Origin of the sequence: Halomonas sp. 11-S5 (assembly GCF_029889825.1) — a bacterium.
In the GTDB taxonomy this organism is placed as follows: domain Bacteria; phylum Pseudomonadota; class Gammaproteobacteria; order Pseudomonadales; family Halomonadaceae; genus Halomonas.
The window spans coordinates 49,183-63,867 of sequence record NZ_JARANW010000011.1 but is presented as its reverse complement, the minus strand read 5'-3'; the positions used below and the strand labels follow the sequence as shown (position 1 = coordinate 63,867).

At 68.1% G+C, this 14,685-nt stretch carries 13 protein-coding genes and 1 pseudogene; 2 read left to right on the top strand and 12 right to left on the bottom strand.

What is annotated here, in order from left to right; translation table 11 throughout:
• Positions 1–7: 7 nt before the first annotated feature.
• The 11 genes and pseudogenes from OP497_RS09830 to glcD all read right to left on the bottom strand — a co-directional run bounded on the left by OP497_RS09830 (position 8) and on the right by glcD (position 12,362).
• Complete coding sequence (locus OP497_RS09830) at positions 8–1,762, bottom strand: glycosyltransferase family 39 protein (RefSeq protein WP_280548035.1); 1,755 nt, start codon at positions 1,760–1,762, stop codon at positions 8–10.
• On the bottom strand, positions 1,759–2,040 hold the full coding sequence (locus OP497_RS09825) for a lipid-A-disaccharide synthase N-terminal domain-containing protein (RefSeq protein ID WP_280548033.1): 282 nt from the start codon (positions 2,038–2,040) through the stop codon (positions 1,759–1,761). The genes OP497_RS09830 and OP497_RS09825 overlap by 4 nt, the downstream gene beginning before the upstream one ends.
• Complete coding sequence (locus tag OP497_RS09820; RefSeq protein WP_280548032.1) at positions 2,037–2,798, bottom strand: glycosyltransferase family 2 protein; 762 nt, start codon at positions 2,796–2,798, stop codon at positions 2,037–2,039. The genes OP497_RS09825 and OP497_RS09820 overlap by 4 nt, the downstream gene beginning before the upstream one ends.
• Before the next feature lie 196 nt (positions 2,799–2,994).
• Positions 2,995–5,028 (bottom strand): bifunctional DedA family/phosphatase PAP2 family protein, encoded by a 2,034-nt coding sequence (locus OP497_RS09815; protein WP_280548031.1) that lies wholly within the window; start codon positions 5,026–5,028, stop codon positions 2,995–2,997.
• Positions 5,029–5,078: 50 nt separating this feature from the next.
• Entirely contained in the window at positions 5,079–5,885 is an 807-nt protein-coding gene (locus OP497_RS09810) for a M90 family metallopeptidase (protein ID WP_280548030.1), read from the bottom strand.
• A 3-nt stretch (positions 5,886–5,888) separates the two neighbouring features.
• Positions 5,889–7,475, bottom strand: a complete 1,587-nt coding sequence (locus OP497_RS09805) for a bifunctional GNAT family N-acetyltransferase/carbon-nitrogen hydrolase family protein (protein ID WP_280548029.1) — start codon at positions 7,473–7,475, stop codon at positions 5,889–5,891.
• 168 nt (positions 7,476–7,643) lie between these two features.
• Positions 7,644–7,736, bottom strand: a pseudogene (locus tag OP497_RS09800) (EamA family transporter); the annotation flags it as partial.
• A gap of 70 nt (positions 7,737–7,806) precedes the next feature.
• Positions 7,807–8,208, bottom strand: a complete 402-nt coding sequence (locus tag OP497_RS09795; protein ID WP_280548027.1) for a heme-binding protein — start codon at positions 8,206–8,208, stop codon at positions 7,807–7,809.
• Positions 8,209–8,485: 277 nt separating this feature from the next.
• Positions 8,486–9,718 (bottom strand): glycolate oxidase subunit GlcF, encoded by a 1,233-nt coding sequence (gene glcF / locus OP497_RS09790; RefSeq protein WP_280548026.1) that lies wholly within the window; start codon positions 9,716–9,718, stop codon positions 8,486–8,488.
• Position 9,719: 1 nt separating this feature from the next.
• Positions 9,720–10,853 carry a glycolate oxidase subunit GlcE gene (glcE, locus tag OP497_RS09785; RefSeq protein WP_280548025.1) on the bottom strand — a complete coding sequence of 378 codons (1,134 nt, stop codon included), beginning with the start codon at positions 10,851–10,853 and terminating at the stop codon, positions 9,720–9,722.
• A 9-nt stretch (positions 10,854–10,862) separates the two neighbouring features.
• Positions 10,863–12,362, bottom strand: a complete 1,500-nt coding sequence (gene glcD / locus OP497_RS09780) for a glycolate oxidase subunit GlcD (protein WP_280548024.1) — start codon at positions 12,360–12,362, stop codon at positions 10,863–10,865.
• Between the two features lie 195 nt (positions 12,363–12,557).
• Between glcD and glcC the strand changes: the two genes are divergently transcribed.
• A complete protein-coding gene (gene glcC, locus OP497_RS09775; RefSeq protein ID WP_280548023.1) occupies positions 12,558–13,337 on the top strand; it encodes a transcriptional regulator GlcC in 780 nt (259 codons plus the stop codon).
• A gap of 3 nt (positions 13,338–13,340) precedes the next feature.
• Here glcC and OP497_RS09770 read toward each other — a convergent pair whose 3' ends face one another.
• Positions 13,341–14,024 carry a GntR family transcriptional regulator gene (locus OP497_RS09770; protein WP_280548022.1) on the bottom strand — a complete coding sequence of 228 codons (684 nt, stop codon included), beginning with the start codon at positions 14,022–14,024 and terminating at the stop codon, positions 13,341–13,343.
• Positions 14,025–14,190: 166 nt separating this feature from the next.
• On the opposite strand from OP497_RS09770, the gene OP497_RS09765 reads away from it, so the two are divergent.
• A complete protein-coding gene (locus tag OP497_RS09765) occupies positions 14,191–14,652 on the top strand; it encodes a heme-binding protein (protein WP_280548020.1) in 462 nt (153 codons plus the stop codon).
• Positions 14,653–14,685 lie beyond the last annotated feature (33 nt).

The window sequence follows — 14,685 nt, the reverse complement described above, 5'->3', positions numbered from 1 at the left end:
CGCTTGCCTACTGGCCTTGTCTGCCGACGACGAGGGTCGTGGGGGCGGTGTAAAGCGGCGCCGCCGTGGCATCCCCGGCGCAGGCGTCGAAGGCGCTGCCCGGGATCAGCCACCAGGCCTCGCTGTTCTGTACGCCGAGATCCCGAGCACGTGTCAGGTCCGCGCAGGGGATGTCGTCGTCACGGTGCTGGGGCACCAGCATCCAGCGCTCGCCGGGGGCCTCGTGCAACCAGGCGAAGGCACGCTGGAATTGGGCCTCGTCCGGGCTGTGGTAGCCGAAATGCACCATGGGCTGGCGGGCCTGCAGCAGGAATTCCTCGTCGAAGGCCGGCATGGCCAGCCAGGCCGAGGGGCCGGTGTGGGCCACGATCTCCGCCATCAGGTCCCGGGGCGAGCGGGCCGGGTCCATGAGCTGATAGCCCCAGGTCGACCAGCTCAGCCAGAACACCGCCAGCCAGCCGGCCAGGGCCACCAGGCCGCGGCGTGGTCGCCCCCAGGCCAGCAGTCCCAGGGCAACGAGCCCCAGCAGGCTCCACCAGGCCCAGGGCGTGACCGCGTGGCGTTCGGCCAGACGGGCCAGGGCTGGAAGGCCCAGGGCGCCGAGTACGCCGGCGGCCAGGAACACGCCGCCGAACAGCGCCAGCACGCCGGCGCCCAGCCATTGCAGCCGCGGGCGGCTCAGCAGGCCCGCCAGCATCGGCGCCGAGGCCAGCACCAGCAGCGGCAGCGTCGGCAGCAGATAGACGCCCCGCTTGCCAGGGGACAGCGAGAAGAAGACGATCACCAGCACCAGGCCGCCGAGCGGCAACAGGACCCGCGCATCGAGCCGGCGGGCGCGATGCCACCAGGCGGGCACCAGCCAGGGCAGGGCCAGCACCAGCGGCAGCCAGGCCCAGGGAATCACCTCGAGCGGATAGTAGTACCAGGGCTTCACATGGTGCCAGGCGTCGGCGTAGCGCTCGCCGGTCTGCTTGAAGAGGATGTTGTCGCGATAGGCCAGCAGGGCGGGGTCGTCGGAGAAGGTGGTGTAGAGGGCCATGGGCACCACCCAGAGCGCGACGACGCCGAGGATCACAGCAATGCCGAGACCCAGGTCGCGCCACGCCAGGGGCACCGCCTGTCGCCGCCAGGCCAGCAGGGCCCAGATCGGCAGCATCAGCAGCGGCAGGAAGCCCACCCCCTTGGTGAGGATGCCCAGGCCCATGCCGGCGCAGCCGATGAACCACCAGCGACGGGCGGGGCCCAGCAGGGCATGGCGCAGCATGCCGTAGGCGCCCAGCATGATGAAGAAGGTGACCAGCATGTCGATCTGGGCGGTGCGCGCCTGCAGCCCGAACTGGAAGCTCGAGAGCAGGGTCAGTCCGGCCAGCAGCGCCACCCGGCGGCCGTGCAGCCGACGGGTCAGGTCCATGACCAGCGCCAGGGTGCCCAGCGCACCCGCCAGCGAGGGTAGCAGGAAGCCCAGCCGCACCGATCCCGTGAGCTGGATCGAGGCGGCCATGGCCCACATGAAGATCGGCGGTTTGTCGGGGTAGGGTTCGCCGGCCCGGTGGGGGATCCACCACTGTCCCGTCCTGAGCATTTCCAGGGCGTTGAGGGCGAAGCGAGGCTCGTCGGCTGGCCAGGGGTCGCGCAGGCCGATCCCGACGCCGAGAAACAGCGCGGCCAGCGCCAGCAGCCAGAGCCAGTGCAGCGACGGCAGGCGGTGCAGGTAGGCGGGGCGCGGCAGGGTGGCGGTTCGGCGTGGACGCAAGGCGATCATGTCTTGTCCCGCTGCTCTCGGACCTCACGACGGATCAGCATCAGGTTGCGAGCATAGATGAACAGCCCGGCGCCTTGGCCGGCGATGAACACCGGGTCGCGACGGTAGATCGCATAGGCCAGCAGGGTCGCTCCACCGGCCAGGCTGAAGAACCAGAAGGCGCGGGGCATGATGCTGCGCCGCGCTCGCTCGCTGGCCAGCCACTGGACCAGGAAGCGGGCGGAGAACAGCGCCTGGCCCAGGAAGCCGATGCCCAGCCAGAGCCACTCGGGTGTCATGACGTGCCCTCCGTCCCGGTCGTCCGGCTGTCCGGGGTGTGTGCCTCGAGCACGGCCGGCAGGCGTGAGCGACGGCGCAGCCATATCACGCCGACCATGTCGATGATGCCGGCCCAGAGCCGGTTGTTGAGGCCGTAGTGCGAGCGGCCGGCGCCGCGGGGGCGGTGGTTGACCGGCAACGAGACGCAGCGACCGCCCTGGGTCTGGATCAGCGCCGGCAGGAAGCGGTGCATGTGATCGAAGTAGGGCAGGCACAGGAAGGCGCTGCGCTCGATCACCTTCAGCCCGCAGCCGGTATCCGGTGTCTCGTCACGGAGCAGCCGGACCCGCACGCCATTGGCGATGCGCGAGGAGACCCGCTTGAGCCAGTCGTCGTGACGGGTGGTGCGGTGGCCGGCCACCAGGCTGACATCGCCCTGGCAGGCCCGCTCGATCAGGCTCGGCAGGTCGGCGGGGTCGTTCTGGCCATCGCCGTCGAGGGTCGCCAGCCAGGTCCCCCGGGCGGCACGGGCCGCCTGCCACACCGAGGTGCTCTGGCCGGCGCTCCGGTCATGGCGCAGCGGGCGCAGCCGCGGGTCCTGCGCGGCCCGCGCCACGAGCTGCGCCCAGGTCTCATCCCGGGAGGCGTCGTCCACGACCAGCACCTCGTGCTCGATGGCGGCCAGAGCAGCGGCGATCTCGTCCAGCAGGCCAGGGAGGTTGCCCGCTTCGTCCCGGGCGGGAATGATCACGGATACCAGTGGGGAGCTTGAGGTCACAGCGGGGACTTCTCCTTTGAAACGGTGCTTGCCGGGATGGAATCCTGCCACCCCAGTCTTACCATAGGCTTATGGGCGCAAAATAGCGGCTATTGTCGGATCATCGGATCCTGCCGAAAATAGCGCTATAGTAGCCCATGGAGGGCTGGGGCCGCGAGGCGCCTCAGCGCTTTGGGGCTGATAGGGCATTACCGCGTCATCCCGACGTCTCCCAGGCCAGGATGAGGCGACCATCCCACTCCCCCGGGGAATGCATGGGTCGTTCGATCATGACCCGTTCACCCAGGCTCTCCGCTAACCGATCCCTGGCGGCATTGGTGGTGGGCAGGGCCCGATCCAAGGGCACCAGCCCGAGAAGCTGGTAGCGGCGCCGGGTCACCACCGACCCGATCCACAGTGGCATCCCGGTGGCGGTCTCGTCGCGGGTCAGCTTGACGTTGGTCGCCCACACCTGAAGGACCATACGCATCGACGGTGAGCCGTCGATGGCATGGGTCAATTGCAGCGCCGGGGCGCGTCCGTCATGCAGCCGAGGCAGAACGGGCAGGCCCGCGGTGGTCGTTCCGGCGCCGAGCCATTGCACGGTGCTGCTCAGGTTCCACGGGATACGGGGCTGCCAGCCGTGACGGCCGAGTTCCCGCTCGAGCGCCGCCAGCTCACCGGCCCACTGCAGTGTCATCGGCTCCTCGCTTTCCCCTCCCAGGTCGATCCGCCGGTCGGGCAATTGACGGTAGGCATGGTCACGCCAGTCCCCCAGCGATAGTTGCTGCTGTTCCGGTGACGGCAGGTAGCGCGCCTGGTCGTCGGCGAATCGACCGAGGACGTGCCAGGGCCAGGCGATGGCCAGCGTCAGCAGGGCAACCCCCACCAGGCCTCTCGGGTCGAGCGAGCGGGGCCGGTGTCGTGTGTAACCGATGGCCAGCAGCGTGACCCAGGCCGTGGCGACGGCGATGCCGGCGATGACGTCGGCCAGCCAGTGTGCCCCCAGGTAGAGCCGCGAGAAGGCAATCAGCATGACCGGGACACTGACGCTGGAGATCACCCACACGCGCCGGCGCGGGCTCAGCTCACGGGCGATGAGGAAGCCCAGGAAGCCGTAGAGGACGGCATTGAGGGTGGCGTGACCACTGGGGAACGAAAACGCCTCCCAGCCGCTGTACAACGCCGTGGGGCGTGGCCAATGGACGGCCCACTTGATGAGCGGGGTGAAGAGGGCGGCGCCACCGATCGCGGCGATCCAGTAGCCCGCCGCCTGCCAGGCGCGACACCAGAGTAGCCAGCCCAGCATGACCCCCGTCAGTATCACGACGATGACACTGTCACCCAGCTCGGTGATGGCCAGCATCAGGTGGTCGCCCCAGGTGGTGCGAAGGCCCTGCAGGAAATGGAACACCGCCTGGTTGGCCTGGACGAGCGGGTCACCCGTGACGATATCCTCGAGAATCCCCAGGAACAGCCAGAGGGAGCCGGCGAGGATCGCGGCACCCACCAGGAGCGCGCGGGTCTCGGATCGCTCGGGCTGCAGGAGGCCCCGTACCAGGCGCTTTGTCCGGGTATCCCCCTCGGCACTCCAGAGAACCACCCGGTTTTGGAGCAGCACCAACCCGCGGAGACCTGAGCCGAGAAGAATATGGCGGGTCAGCCATACCACGATCCAGATGAGCAGGGCCAACAGCACCAGGAATAGCGTCAATCGTCCTGCTATCTGCGCGATGAGATGCAGCGAGGCCCCGAGTGCTACCCCGGCGATGACATGGCTCGTCGCCCAGACCAGCGCCGAGACGATGTTGAAGGCGTAAAAACGAGTCGGTGACATGCCGGACATGCCGGCGACCAGCGGGACGAAGGCTCTCGGCCCCTGAACGAACCGAGCCAGGAAGACCCCCTTGCCGCCATGGCGAGTGAAGAACCCCTCGGCCTGGGTGACGAGCCGGGGGTAACGGCGCAACGGCCACATCGCGATCAGCCGCTGCTCGTAGCGTCGGCCGAGCCAGAACGAGAGACCATCCCCGATCACGGCGCCTGCGATGGCGGCGATGATCAGTGGCCACACGCCGAGCGCACCAGAGGGAACCAAGGCACCGATACCCACGATCAACACCGAGCCGGGCACGATGATGCCGACCACCGGAATCGACTCGGCCATGGCGAAAAGCCCGACCAGCAGGTAAGCCAGTAACCAGTGTTGGGCCGAGGCGGCGGTGAGGTCCGCGACGAGGGTGTCGATCATGGCGATGTTCCCGTGCGGCGAGGAGAAGGGGCAGGGGGCCGGTGATCAGGCTAGCCGATGCCATGGGTCAGGCGGGCCAGCGGATCCTGGCGGAAATAGCGTGACAGCAGCCCGTAGAGCGCCGGATAGGCGCGGTGGAGCCGGCCGGGGTCGCTGAAGAAGTGCTCGCAGCAGACCGCGAAGCACTCGCCGGGGTGGCTCGCCGCATAGTCGTCGATGGGCGTCGGCTCGCGGTGTGCCAGGCGCGACTGGAGGTCCTCCCAGACCTCGCTGAAGACTCGGTGCCACTCCTGCGGATCGATCTCCCGGGGGAGTGGCGGGAAGCCATCCGCGTCCGGGGAATTGCCCAGGTCGAGCTTGTGGGCGAACTCATGGATCAGCACATTGAAGCCATCGAGCCCGCCGCTGGCCATGAGATCGGGAAAGGAGACCACCACCGGCCCCTGGTAGGAGGTCTCGCCGGCGCGCTCGTCGACATAGGCATGGACCACACCGGCCTCGTCCATCTCCTCCACCTGGCGCTGGAAGGCCTCGGGCAGGATCAGAATCTCGTGGACGTTGGCGAAGGCCTCGCGGTGCTCGTCCTCCTCCCAGCCCAGCGTCAGCAGGCAGACCTGGGCCGCCAGGGCCAGCCGCGCGGGCGGATCGAACTCGGTGGTTTCGGCGAGTTCGGGATGCAGGCTCAGGCGCTTGGCATGCACGAACCGCCAGGCGCGATGGCCGAGCCGCTCGGCCTGGTCGTCGGGCAGGGCGGCGAGCAGTGCCACTCGGCCACGGGCCTCGCGCCAGCTCTCCTCGGGAAAGGGGTGGCGTTGCTCGAAGCCACGCAGCCCCAGGCGCCATAGCTTGCCGAACATGGGTCAGCCGTCTTCCGGGTTGGCCCCGGCTGGCCGGCTACCGGACTTCCAGGACCAGTCTCTCCAGCGCAGGTCGAAGAGATCCTTGCGGCGATCCTTGAGGTTGGTCACCGAGCCTTCGGCGCGCACCACCGTCAGGCGGGTCAGGTCGAGGTCCGAGAACATGATCATCTCGGTGTTGGGCGTGGTCTCGGAGAGCACGGCATCGTGGGGGAAGGCGAAGTCCGAGGGCGAGAAGACCGACGACTGGGCGTACTGGATCTCCATGTTCTCGATGGAGGGCACGTTGCCCACGCTGCCGCACAGCACCACGTAGCATTCGTTCTCGATGGCCCGGGCCTGAGCGCAGTGGCGCACCCGCAGGTAGCCGTTCTTGGTATCGGTCCAGAAGGGCACGAAGAGGATGTCCATGTCCTGGTCGGCGAGCAGCCGCGAAAGCTCGGGAAATTCCACGTCGTAGCAGATCTGGATGCCCACCCGGCCGGCATCGGTCTGGAACACCAGCAGTTCGTCGCCGCCTTCGATCACCCAGTCGCGGCGCTCCTGGGGCGTGATGTGCAGCTTGGCCTGGCGCTCGATCTCGCCGTCGCGATGGCAGAGATAGGCGATGTTGTAGAGGCGCTCGTCCTCGCCCACCTCGATCATCGAGCCGGCGATGATATTGATGTTGTACGAGACCGCCATGCGCGACAGCTCGGTCTTGAACTGCTCGGTGAAGCCGGCCAGGAAACGGATGGCGGCCATCTGATCCTGCTGGGCGGCACGGTCCTGAAGGCCCATCAGCGGCGCGTTGAACAGCTCCGGGAAGACCGCGAAGTCGCTCTGGTAGTCGGCCAGCGCATCGACGAAGTACTCCACCTGCTGCAGCACCGCCTCCACCGAGTCGATCTCGCGCATCTGCCACTGCACGGCGCCGACGCGCACCTGGGTGGGGCGGTTTTCCAGTACCCGCTCCGCCGGCTCGAAGAGGATGTTGTTCCACTCCAGCAGGGTGGCGTAGCCCTGCGACTTCTGGTCCTCCGGCAGGTACTTGTGCAGCAGGCGCTTGACCTGGAAGTCGTTGGCCAGCTGGAAGGAGAGGATGGGATCGTGAATCTCCTTGCGGGCCACCTTGTCAAGGTACTCGGCCGGGGAGAGCTCGTGGGCATGCTCGTGGTACTGGGGGATGCGCCCGCCGGCCAGGATCGCCCTGAGGTTCATGGAGCGACACAATTCCTTGCGCGCCTCGTAGAGGCGCCGGCCCAGCCGGTAGCCGCGATAGTCCGGATGGATCAGCACGTCGAGCCCGTACATGGCATCGCCATCGGGCTCGTTGAGGATGGTCTCGCGCTTGCCGATCAGGTCGTCGTAGCGGTGGGGGTTGGAGAAGGTGTCGTAGTCGACCAGCGCCGTCAGCGCCACGCCGACGATGGTCTCGTCATCCTCGATGACGATCTGCCCGTCGGGGAACTCCTTGATCAGCTTGTTGATGGTCGTCTCTGGCCAGGCGCCGCCGATGTCGTCGTAGACCCGGTCCATCAGCGCCTGTAGCTGGGGATAATCGTCCGGGGTCAGGTTGCGCAGGTTGAGGTGCAGGTCGTCGAGCGACATGGCGCGTCCTTCCTTCGGGTCAGGGGGCAGTCTCGCCGCAGTCTACCATGCTCAGCCCGGGCCCCGGTCGAGGCGCGTCGTCCGTGCCGGCGGCCGTCCCAGTGGCCGGGTGAGGGTCTGGGTCATGATGACCCCCGCCAGCACCAGAGCGCCGCCCAGAACGTGGAAGGCGATGCTGCCCACGGTGAGCTGGTTGATGGTCATGTTGCCCGACCAGATCAGGACGGCGCCCAGCGGGGGAAGGAAGTAGAGCAATGGCATGGAAACCTCGTTACCAACGAAAAGCCCCTGCGCTTGGCAGGGGCCTCCCAGCTTACGTCACCAGCCTGGATCAGGTGATGGCGGCGACCGCGGCCTTGGCCACCTGCACGTCCTGGTCCGGCTTGACCCCGGAGATACCGACGCTGCCGGCCACCTGGCCCTCGACGATCACCGGGACGCCGCCGGCCAGCAGGGCCTCCATCGGCGCGGTGACGAAGGCGGTACGACCGTTGTTGATCATGTCCTCGAAGACCTGGGTCTCCTTGCGTCCGATGGCGGCATTGCGCGCCTTCTCGGTGGCGACGTCGGCGCTGAAGGGCGGGGCACCGTCGAGGCGGCGCAGGCCGAGGAGGTGGCCGCCGTCGTCGGCCACGGCGATGGTCACGGCCCAGCCGTTGGCCTCGGCTTCCTTCTGGCCAGCGTGCAGCAGGGCGTTGACGTCATCCAGGGTCAGGACGGGCTTGGTGTTCATCAGTAGGATTCCTTTATTTGAGTGAAGCTATAACGGATAGCAGGACTCGTGGCTGCCTCGTCGGCAAGCCCCGACGTGTCGGACCATCGGGGAGGCGCTGTGAATACATCCTTGTACGCTACCGACGCCCTGCTTCGCTCTCGCGTCCTGCTCCGCTTGCAGGACCTGTGCTGGCCATCCATGGCCAGCCCGTTCGAAGCGGTGCTTCTCACCCATGGCGTAGGACCTCCCCTTCGGCTTGCCACCGACGCCCCTCGCTATCAGTTCGAGGTGAGCATCATGCCAGTGCCTCGTCGACGATCTCGATCCAGTGGCGTACTGGCGTTCTGTTGGCGCCGGCCAGGTGGGTCTGACAGCCGATGTTGGCCGTGACGATCACCTCCGGGTTGCCGGCCTCGAGGTTGTCGAGCTTGTTGTTGCGCAACTGGGTGGCAAGTTCCGGCTGGGTGACGGAGTAGGTGCCGGCCGAGCCGCAGCAGAGATGGGCGTCCTGCACCGGGGTGAGGGCGAAGCCGAGCCGGCCGAGCACCTGCTCCACGGCGCCACCGAGCCGTTGGGCATGCTGCAGGGTGCAGGGGCAGTGGAAGGCGAGCCGGCGCTGTTCCTTCGCCTCCAGGGCGCTGAGGTCATCGTCGCGCAGCACCTCCACCAGGTCCTTGGCAAGCGCACTGATGCGCTCGGCCTTGTGGGCATAATCAGGGTCGTCGGCAAGCATCTCGCCATACTCCTTGACGAAGGCGCCGCAGCCGCTGGCGGTCTGCACGATCGCTTCGCAGCCGGCCTCCACGTGGGGCCACCAGGCGTCGATGTTGGCGCGCATGCGGGCCCGCCCGGCCTCCTGGGCGTTGAGGTGGAAGTCGACGGCGCCACAGCAGCCGGCTTCGGGGGCCGGGGTCAGGCCGATGCCCAGGCGGTCCAGCACCCGGGCGGTGGCGGCGTTGGTGTTGGGCGAGAGCCCGGGCTGCACGCAGCCCTCGAGAATGAGCATCTGGCGCGCGTGGCGCTTGCCCTTGGGGCGGGCGCCCGCATCTACCGGCGTCGGGGGCATCTTGTTGGCCAGCGCGCCAGGCACCAGTGGGCGGAAGGTCTGGCCCAGCTTGAGCAGCGCCTTGAAGCGCTTCGGCTCCACGAGTGCCTTGCGCAGCCCGTAGCGCAGGGCACGGTCGGCGGGCTTGCGCGGCACCCGCCGCTCGATCTCGGCGCGGCCGATATTGAGGAGCTTGTGGTACTCCACCCCGGAGGGACAGGTGGTCTCGCAGTTGAGGCAGGTGAGGCAGCGGTCGAGGTGCAGCCGGGTCTCCTCGGTGACCTGGGTGTCGTCTTCCGGGCTCTCGAGCATCTCCTTCATCAGGTAGATGCGTCCGCGGGGGCCGTCGCGCTCGTCGCCCAGCAGCTGGTAGGTGGGGCAGGTGGCATTGCAGAAGCCGCAGTGCACGCAGCTGCGCAGGACGCGGTCGGCCTCGCGGATATGGGGTTTCTGGAGGTCTTCCTCGGTAAAGTGCGTCTGCATCTCAGAGCTCCGCGTAGAGTCGGCCCGGGTTGAAGATGCCCTTCGGATCCAGCTGGGCCTTCAGGTTTCGATGGTACTTCGCCACCACCGGTTCCAGCGGCATGAAGGGGTCGGGCTGGCCCGGCCCCTCGCGGGACCCCAGGCAGGTGGCGTGGCCGCCGCCGCGGGCGCAGGCCTCGCGGATGATGTCGGCGGGCAGGTCGCTGCGCAGCCAGCGCTGGGTACCGGCCCAGTCGTGGAGCAGGTCCGCTTTCTGGACACCGGCAAGCGCCAGCGAGGGCGTGTTGTGGGGCAGCGAGAGGCGCCACAGGGCGCGGGCGTCGTCCCGGGAGAAGAAGTCCAGCGTCTGCTCGCGAAGCGCCGTCCAGAAGTCGGCGTCCAGCTCGTCGCCCCCAAGGCGCTCACGCGTGGCGGCGACCGAGCTGGGCCCGCCCTCCAGGCGCAGGTGCAGGGCACCGGCGTGCCAGGCGGCGGCGGTGATGGGCAGTGGCTGCCGCCCCCACTCGGCGAGCTTCGCCTGGGCGTCGGCCAGCGGCATCTCGAGGCGCAGGCTGTGGCTGGCGCCGGGCCGGGGCAGCACCTTGAGCGAGACCTCGGTGATCGGCCCCAGGGTGCCCTGGGCGCCGACCATCAGCCGCGACAGGTCGTACCCGGCGACGTTCTTCATCACCTCGCCGCCGAAGCGCTGCTGATGCCCCTCGTGGCTGATCACCCGGGTGCCCAGCACGAAGTCGCGTACGCTGCCGGCCCAGGGCCGACGGGGGCCGGAGAGGCCGGTGGCAACCATGCCGCCGACGGTGGCGTCCGTGCCGAAGTGGGGTGGCTCGCAGCCGAGCATCTGGCCATTGTCGGCGAGGGTGGCCTCGAGCTCGGCCAGCGGCGTGCCGCTGCGCACCGAGACGATCAGCTCCACCGGGTCGTAGTAGGTGATCCCGCGGTGCTCGCGGGTCGAGAGCGTCTCGATCTCCTCGGGGCGGCCCTGAATTTCTCGACCCTGAACTTTTCGGCCATAGAAGGCCTTGGTGTCACCGCCGACGATGCGCAGCGGTCTACTCTCGGCAGTGGCCCGCCGAACGCGTTCGGTGAGCGCCTCGCTGATGTTCTGGTCGGTCGGTTGGGGTCGCGTCTGGGCCATGGGGAATCCTCAGAATCGGGGCAGCTCGGGGTGCGGAAGTTCGTTGTTGTGCACGTGCATGGCACCGAACTCGGCGCAGCGGGCGAGGGTGGGGATGTTCTTGCCCGGGTTGAGCAGACGGTCGGGGTCGAAGGCCGCCTTGACCGCATGGAAGGTGGTCAGTTCGCCCGGGTTGAACTGGGCACACATCTGGTTGATCTTCTCGCGGCCCACGCCGTGCTCGCCGGTGATCGAGCCGCCGACCTCCACGCACAGCTCGAGGATCTTGCCGCCGAGTTCCTCGGCCTGCTCCAGCTCGCCGGGACGGTTGGCATCGAAGAGGATCAGCGGGTGCATGTTGCCGTCGCCGGCGTGGAAGACGTTGGCGACCCGCAGGCCATATTCCTCGGAGAAGTCGGCGATGCCCTTCAGTACCCGCGGCAGCTCGCGGCGCGGAATGGTGCCGTCCATGCAGTAGTAGTCCGGCGACATGCGGCCCACCGCCGGGAAGGCGTTCTTGCGACCGGCCCAGAAGGTGGCGCGCTCGGCCTCGTCGCGGGCCTGCTGGATGCCAGTGGCTCCAGCCTTCTCGAGCACCGCGCGTACGGTGGCGCAGTCGTCATCGACGTCGGCCTCCACCCCGTCCAGCTCGCAGAGCAGGATGGCCTCGGCCTCGACCGGGTAGCCGGCCTTGACGAAGTCCTCGGCGGCGCGGATGGCCAGCTTGTCCATCATCTCGAGCCCCCCGGGGATGATGCCCGCGGCGATGATGTCGCCCACCGCGCGCCCGGCCTTCTCGACGTCATCGAAGCTGGCCATCAGCACCTTGGCGGTCTCGGGCTTGGGCAGCAGCTTGACGGTGATCTCGGTGACCACGCCGAGCATGCCCTCGGAGCCGTTGAACAGAGCGAGCAGGTCGAGGCCGGGAGCGTCCAGCGCCTCGCTGCCCAGGGTCATGCGCTCGCCTTCGATGGTGATCACCTCCACCTTCATGACGTTGTGCACGGTCAGCCCGTACTTCAGGCAGTGCACCCCGCCGGCATTCTCGGCCACGTTGCCGCCGATGGAGCAGGCAATCTGCGAGGAGGGGTCCGGGGCATAGTAGAGGCCGTAGGGGGCTGCCGCCTCGGAGATGGCCAGGTTGCGCACGCCGGGCTGCAGCCGTGCGATGCGCGCGTCCGGGTCGATGTCGAGGATACGGTTGAAGCGCGACATCACCAGCAGCACGCCCTTCTCGAGGGGCAGGGCGCCCCCGGAGAGGCCGGTGCCGGCGCCGCGGGTCACCACCGGCACGCCGAGTGCCCGGCAGCGCTTCATCAGCGTCTCGACCTGCTCGAGGGTCTCGGGCAGGGCGACCAGCATGGGCAGCACGCGGTAGGCAGAGAGGCCGTCACACTCGAAGGGGCGCAGGTCCTCCTCGCGGTGCAGCAGGGTGAGCCCGGGCGCGGCTTGCTGCAGGTCGGCCAGGACCTCGGCCTTGTCGATTGCCGGCAACTCGCCGTCGAGCCGCTCGTCATAGAGGATGTTCATGTGGCTTCCTCGCTGGATGGCCCATGACCCGCGCGGGCCGGGCAGGTGACCGATGTTGGCCTCCAATCTGGGCTTTCTTGACGGGCGTGTCCAGTCTCTGGTTCGCTGGTCAGACCAGTTGTGAGTATAATTCTGGAAAAGATTTCCACGATACACCCTCGCGCCGCGGGAAGACATCCCCCGGAGGATACGGTCATGCCCGGTTACCATGATGCGCTGGTCACTACCTCACGCACCCCCGATGCCATCGCGGCCAGGCTCGAGGAGCTGATCCTCGACGGCGTGTTCCGCCCGGGCCAGCTGCTGCCCTCCGAGCGGCGATTGAGCGAACGGCTGCAGGTCTCTCGTGCTTCGTTGAGAGAGGCGCTCAGGACGCTGCGCAGCAAGGGGGTGATCATCACCCGGCAGGGGCGTGGCTCGGTGGTGGCGCAGCTGGTCACGGCGGCGCAGGACACGCCGCTGATGCATCTCTTCCGCGATCACCCGCGGACGCTGTTCGACCTGCTGGAGGTGCGGGCCCTGCTCGAGGGCGAGTCGGCCAGCCTGGCGGCCAGCCGCGGCACGCCGTCGGACCGGGTGCTGATCACCCGCCGTTATCAGGCGATGGTCGACTATGTGGAGCGCGCCGAGTCGGTCGACGTCGAACGCCTGGCACGGCTCGATCACGGCTTCCACCTGGCCATCTGCCAGGCCTCCCACAACCCGGTGCTGGTCCACACCCTGCAGAGCCTGACCGACCTGCTGCTGAGCTCGGTGTTCGCCTCGGTGAAGAACCTCTATCACCGCCCGAGCTCCCGAGAGATGATCAATCGCCAGCACGCGCGGCTCCATCGCGCGGTGATCGAGGGCAAGCCGGTCCTCGCCCGGCGTGTCGCCCTGGAGCACCTCTCCGGCGTGGGCGAGCAGCTGCGCGAGATCGAGGCGGAGAACCAGCGGCTGGAGCGCTCGGCCATGCGCCTCGAGGGCTGGGGGTAGGGGTCAGGAGGTGGCGACGTCGAGGGCGGCCTCGTCCTCGATCACGCCGGCAAGGGAGGCCACCTCGAGCTTGTTGCAGAGATGGTCGCGCAGGATCTGGCCCAGGCGCCTGCCGTCGCGTGCCTCCAGGGCAAGGATCATGTGCTCGTGGTCCTGGACCGCCTTGCGCCAGAAGTCATCCGTCATCTTCTTTGAATAGCGGACCCGCTTCACCCGCTGGTTGAGGTTGCTGTACGTCTCCAGCAGCACCTCGTTCCCCGAGGCGGCCAGGATCCCCTCGTGGATCCTCTGGTTGACCCGGAAGTAGTCCGGCAGGTTGCCATCGCGATAGTGCCCAAGCATCTCGTCATGCAGCGCACGGATGGCCTTGATCCCCTCGTCGCTGATGTTCTGGCAGGCGAGCTCGCCGGACAGCCCCTCGAGGGCCCCCATCAGGTCATAGGTATCCTTCACCATCTTCAGGGTCAGGCGCACGACCCTGGCGCCGCGATTGGGCAGCAGCTCGACCAGGCCCTCGGAGGCGAGCACCTTCAGCGCCTCCCGAAGCGGCGTGCGGGAGACCCCGAACCGCTCGCAGAGCTGCTTCTCCGATATCCGCTCTCCCGGTGCGAGATCCCCCCGCTCGATGAGCTCCCGGACGCGGTCGGCCACGTCCAGGTAGAGGCTGCGCTGCTGGATCTTGCTCATGGCATGGGTCCCTCGAGGCAATGACGTTCTGATGGTCTCGGCCGCGTCACCAGATCTGTCGGTTCTTTCCCGGTTGGGTACAGGCCAGGGTGGTATTCTTCCACAAAAGGTATTATGAATTCAAAATGCAACCAATATCCACCCCGACGATCATCAGGAGTCTTCCATGGCCGGCAAGGTCTTTCGCAGTCATTTCCAACTTGGCCGTTTTCAGGCCAGGGCCATCCTGGACGGGGCCTTCGCCAGGGCACGTGATGCCTCGATGGAGCCTCTCACGATAGTCGTGCTCGATGGTGGCGGGCACGTTGTCGCCGCCGAGCGCGAGGACGGCTGTGCCCCGCTGCGCTTCCCGGTGGCCCAGGGCAAGGCCTTCGCCTCCCTGGGCAATGGCGCCTCGAGCGGCGTGGTCGGGGCCCGCAATGCCGAGCGACCGGCCTTCCTCGCCAGCGTAGCCGCCGCCTCGGGCGGGCACTTCGTCCCGGTACCGGGAGGCGTGCTGATCCTGGACGACGACGCCCGGGTGATCGGCGCCGTGGGCGCCAGTGGCGCCTCTTCGGGTGAGGACGAGGCCGCCGCCATCGCCGGCATCGAGGTGGCGGGACTGGCCTGGGGGCTGGAGCCCGCCTGAGCCGGCGACCCGCCTCCTCGACCAAAGTTTAAT

Excerpts from the sequence above, each read along its gene's own strand:
- OP497_RS09830 (WP_280548035.1), bottom strand. The coding sequence starts at position 1,762 with ATGATCGCCTTGCGTCCACGCCGAACCGCCACCCTGCCGCGCCCCGCC.
- OP497_RS09825 (WP_280548033.1), bottom strand. The coding sequence starts at position 2,040 with ATGACACCCGAGTGGCTCTGGCTGGGCATCGGCTTCCTGGGCCAGGCG.
- OP497_RS09815 (WP_280548031.1), bottom strand. The coding sequence starts at position 5,028 with ATGATCGACACCCTCGTCGCGGACCTCACCGCCGCCTCGGCCCAACAC.
- OP497_RS09810 (WP_280548030.1), bottom strand. The coding sequence starts at position 5,885 with ATGTTCGGCAAGCTATGGCGCCTGGGGCTGCGTGGCTTCGAGCAACGC.
- OP497_RS09805 (WP_280548029.1), bottom strand. The coding sequence starts at position 7,475 with ATGTCGCTCGACGACCTGCACCTCAACCTGCGCAACCTGACCCCGGAC.
- OP497_RS09795 (WP_280548027.1), bottom strand. The coding sequence starts at position 8,208 with ATGAACACCAAGCCCGTCCTGACCCTGGATGACGTCAACGCCCTGCTG.
- glcF (WP_280548026.1), bottom strand. The coding sequence starts at position 9,718 with ATGCAGACGCACTTTACCGAGGAAGACCTCCAGAAACCCCATATCCGC.
- glcE (WP_280548025.1), bottom strand. The coding sequence starts at position 10,853 with ATGGCCCAGACGCGACCCCAACCGACCGACCAGAACATCAGCGAGGCG.
- glcD (WP_280548024.1), bottom strand. The coding sequence starts at position 12,362 with ATGAACATCCTCTATGACGAGCGGCTCGACGGCGAGTTGCCGGCAATC.
- glcC (WP_280548023.1), top strand. The coding sequence starts at position 12,558 with ATGCCCGGTTACCATGATGCGCTGGTCACTACCTCACGCACCCCCGAT.
- OP497_RS09770 (WP_280548022.1), bottom strand. The coding sequence starts at position 14,024 with ATGAGCAAGATCCAGCAGCGCAGCCTCTACCTGGACGTGGCCGACCGC.
- OP497_RS09765 (WP_280548020.1), top strand. The coding sequence starts at position 14,191 with ATGGCCGGCAAGGTCTTTCGCAGTCATTTCCAACTTGGCCGTTTTCAG.